Origin of the sequence: Nocardia acidivorans NBRC 108247, assembly GCF_001625085.1 — a bacterium.
Lineage (GTDB): Bacteria > Actinomycetota > Actinomycetes > Mycobacteriales > Mycobacteriaceae > Nocardia > Nocardia acidivorans.
Genome location: NZ_BDAW01000140.1, coordinates 1 through 2,802 on the forward strand (window position 1 = coordinate 1; position 2,802 = coordinate 2,802).

Below are 2,802 nucleotides of genomic sequence, written 5' to 3' on the forward strand. Positions count from 1 at the left end.
CCCCGTGCATCTCGACGATCCAGACTGGAACATCGACTGGGACGAAGTCGAAGCACTCTTGGAAAAGCTCGAGAGTGCGGCACGGGACCTCAATCCTCGCGACTTCACGGATTGCTGGTTCTTCGGAAACTGCGGGAGCATTTGAGCGTCAACCCGCAGTAGACCCTCCGATTCGCAACAAGAATTCACGGTCGCCCCGGCGCTCACCGCGGGCGGCCATGGCTGTCCCGGCATGGAACTCCGCGACGCTCCAGCGCGGACCCGACCGTGCTCGCCGTCACCTCAAGTTGCTCGGCGATGCGAGCAGCGACTGACCTTCTCGATAGCGAGTCACGGCCATGTCGATATCCTGGCTCGACAATGCCTGGGACAGTCGCTGGCGAACCCCGCGACGAATCAGTTGATCGCGACCCGGATCTCGGCGGCGGCCCGCGGCGCATCGAACTCCTGCCGAATCGACACCTAACGGAACCCGATTGCGCTACCCTGCGACCGACCGGACGTCGGTATCCGTGCGCACGCGCCGTACATACAAGTCTTGCGTTGCGCGAGCGATGATCTTGCCGTCGGAATCATGGAGCGTAGCGGTATGCGTGGTGATCGACTTAGCTCCGTCGCGGGTCGCCTGTCTGATCTCCTCGACCTGGGCGTGGGTGAGTTCGATTGTGGTGGTGGTGATCCCGCGCCCAGGAGCGATGAACTCGATACCCGCGCTGGCGCTCCAGACCCGGTAGCTTTCGCCGAGTTGCCCTTGTGCCATGACGCCGAAGAACGGGTCGGTCATCGAGTAAAGCGTGCCGCCGAAAGCTGCACCGTTGATGTTGCGATTCCAAAGACGGACACGATGCGATACCTGGGCTGAAGTCCAGTCGTCGGCAATGTGTTCGACCCGCACACCGGAGAACAAAAATGGCGGATACACGTTCATGATGAAGCGAACCATACGCGCCGAAGGCAGCCGCACTACTTCCCCCAATTCTGACCATACTGAGGTCCTGTACAGCCGAGAGGCTGCGCAAGCCGCAGGTTCCACTGCAGATTGGAAGCTATCACGAACATGGCTGGGTAGCTCGTCCACGCGATATCTGCAGTGGTTGTGGCCCCCGACCGCCTGGTGTGCGGGGGATCGGCGGCGATACTGGGTGCCAGTGGCGGCGCGACAGCGGCTGACGACCTTCGTCGCAGATCGCCGACGAGGTCAGGTTGGACCCGTACCTGAGTTCGCTTGTATGCCACGACGCATCGCGAGCCTGATTAACCGTGAGATGGCATGGCGAGTCTGTGGGTCGCATCAACCGTTCACCGCGCCCTTCGCATGAGATCTCCAATGAAGGTTGCGAGCGCTTCGGCGCTGTGCCCGTTGCTGTCCGTCGTCGGGTTGCAGCTGTCTGCTCGTGCCAGCGAGGGCGGAGTCAAGGCGAAATATTGCTGGGCTGCGCTCAACCCAGCACAGGGTGGAATGACGCGTCAGCGACGAAGCGATCCTGCCACAGTCGTGTGACGTAGGATGCTGTCTCGGTTCAGGTAGCCCGCCCTTGGTTGCTGCGGCAATTACTCCGAGGTACGCGGTCTTGGCGCCGCAATCGTTCCTGGATGCGCGGTGACAAGTTATGACGCGATAGGGCAAACGTGATGTACGCCACCCTCTTGCGGAAGGCCGCCGCGGCTTGGCGATGGATGCCGCTTGATTGCGCCCGCCGGCGAGAAGTTGGTCTACTGACCGGTAGCTGTCCGAATAACAGCTCCCGGATAGCCAGAGTGCGAGCTAGATGTAAGTGTATACCTTCTGGATATATGATTGCGCTTCGGTTGCTGATGGATGGGTCACGTTCGCAGCTGCTCTAATTCGGATCCTGCGTGGCTGAATAAACCCCATGTGTCCGGCGCGGGTATGAGTTGCGGTCTGTGGGCAGGCGCGTGTAGTTCTGTAGTCAGGCAAAAGATAAGAACAAGATGGGGTGGGAGTTGAAGGTGTACCTCCATATCGGAGTGCTCGTTTGAAGCTGGGGATGATGTTAAGGATCGGGTAATTCTTTGCGATTGTGTTGAAGATCGCAGAATTTGTGTACACCATCCCGGTATTTCAGTTCGAGTTCACAGTCCGCGGACTAGCGCCCGAATTCTCGAATTCGGCGTGTCGCCTCACTTGACGATGGCTACTGCGGATTCTCGCTCGCGCGACGGTTATATTTGTTCTCATTTCCTTCCGTGGGGGGTATCATGGCTCACTATCGAAGTAACATTCGCGACCTAGACTTCAATCTCTTCGAGTTTTTCAACATCAGCTCGGTGCTTGATTCGGGAGAATCTAATAGTCTGGACTCGGGCACCGTCCGGGCAATGTTGTCAGAGGTGCGTCGGCTTGCGGAAGGTCCTCTGGCAGAGTCTTTCAGCGATGCTGACCGCAATCCGCCGATATTTGACCCGGAAACCCACAGTGTTATCCTCCCGGAATCCTTCAAGCGCTCGTTTCGTGCTCTGAGTGAAGGAGATTGGGCACGTCTGGCCTTGCCGGAGGAGTTGGGAGGCGCGTCGGCGCCACACGTGATTTTCTGGGCAATTTCAGAATTGATCCTAGGATCGCAGCCAGCGGCATTCATGTATGGCATGACTGGCTCACATTTCTCTACGGTCTTCTACAACAACGGCACCGATGAGCAGAAGAAGTGGGCTCAGATCATCGCCGACCGCAACTGGGGCGCCACCATGGTGCTGACCGAGCCGGACGCCGGTTCCGACGTCGGCGCCGGCCGCACCAAGGCGGTTCAGCAGGAGGACGGCTCCTGGCACATCGAGGGCGTC

General features: G+C 59.1%; 2 protein-coding genes. One reads left to right on the forward strand and one right to left on the reverse strand.

The window, feature by feature from the left end:
• Positions 1–481: 481 nt before the first annotated feature.
• The gene (locus tag NA10_RS34985; protein ID WP_084515695.1) at positions 482–943 is read right to left on the reverse strand and encodes a DUF4442 domain-containing protein; all 462 of its coding nucleotides are present in this window, start codon (positions 941–943) and stop codon (positions 482–484) included.
• 1,277 nt (positions 944–2,220) lie between these two features.
• Between NA10_RS34985 and NA10_RS36290 the strand changes: the two genes are divergently transcribed.
• A partial coding sequence (locus NA10_RS36290; RefSeq protein WP_169812706.1) for an acyl-CoA dehydrogenase family protein occupies positions 2,221–2,802 on the forward strand: 582 nt, incomplete at its 3' end.